The organism is Psychromonas sp. SP041, from assembly GCF_000470315.2.
GTDB lineage: Bacteria > Pseudomonadota > Gammaproteobacteria > Enterobacterales > Psychromonadaceae > Psychromonas.
Map to the genome: position 1 here is coordinate 1 of NZ_CBRF02000091.1, position 1328 is coordinate 1328.

The 1328-nt window shown below is 42.5% G+C and carries 1 protein-coding gene; it reads left to right on the forward strand.

The features are described 5' to 3' along the window. Positions 1 to 1328 (forward strand): VCBS domain-containing protein (locus SP041_RS20665; RefSeq protein ID WP_205961231.1); only part of this gene is annotated, 1328 nt, incomplete at both ends.

Below are 1328 nucleotides of genomic sequence, written 5' to 3' on the forward strand. Positions count from 1 at the left end.
GATCCTGTAAATGATATCTCCGTGGTTAGCGGTAATAGCGAAGGAGAGGTCACCGAAGATGAGGCAGCGACCTTAACTGCTTCAGGCACGTTGACGGTATCAGACGTTGATGATGAAACTACCTTTGTAGTTGGTGATGTAGAGGGTGAATTTGGTACTATTTCTATCGATGCCAACGGTGATTGGTCTTACGCAGCAGATAATACGCAAGACGCTATCCAATCGTTAGATGACACTGAAACGTTAGTAGAAACCTTTACGGTTACGACTAGTGATGGTGTTGAACAAAAAATTGAAATCACTATCAACGGTGTGGATGACTTATCCGTTGTGACAGGCGATGCAACGGGCGACGTAACAGAAGATGATGCAGCGACATTAAGCACGTCAGGCACGTTATCGTTAACCGATGTAGATACGAACGATACAACCACCTTTACGCCCGTAACGGTAACGGGTGCTTATGGTGCAGTGACTATTGCAGCAGATGGTAGTTGGACGTACGCCGCGGATAATACGCAAGGCGCTATCCAATCGTTAGATGACACTGAAACCTTAGTGGAAACCTTTAAGGTTACGACCACAGATGGTGTTGAACAAGAGATTGTTATCACTATCAACGGTGTGGATGATGTAACTGAAATTACAGTTGAAAATGGAGATAGTGATCTAGGTGAAGTAACGGAAGATATTGACGTAACAGCAGATAGTAAGTTAACTGATAGTGGTACCTTAACTTTCACTGATGTCGATACTGAAGACAGTGAAAACTTTGTTCCTACCGTTGAATTTTTACCTGCAGAAGCTGGAGATACTGCACTCGGTGATATTACTATTGATGCTGATGGCAATTGGTCTTATGAAGTAGATAACAGCGCGGTACAGTATTTAGGTGAAGATGAAACATTAACAGAAGTTTATACCGTTACATTAAATGGTACGACTCACGATATCACTATTACTATCAATGGCTCTGATGATCCAACAATAATACAACCAGTTGGTACCGCATTCGAAAGAGGTAGCGTAACAGAAGATATCCAAGTGACTTCGGGACAGCAACTTATTGACGGTGGTCGATTCCAGTTCACCGATGTTGACGATTCTGATAGTGCTAATTTTGATGCGAGCGTTACATTTATAAGTTCGACATCAGGCACTGGACAACTCGGTACAATGACAATAACAGATGGGGGCGTTTGGTCTTATGCGGTTGATAATAGCCTGGTTCAATATATCGATGCAGGAGAGCGTGTAGTCGAAAATTTTGTCATCACCGTGAATGGTACTGAACAAGAAATCAGTGTATTTATTTTTGGAGCAGAAGA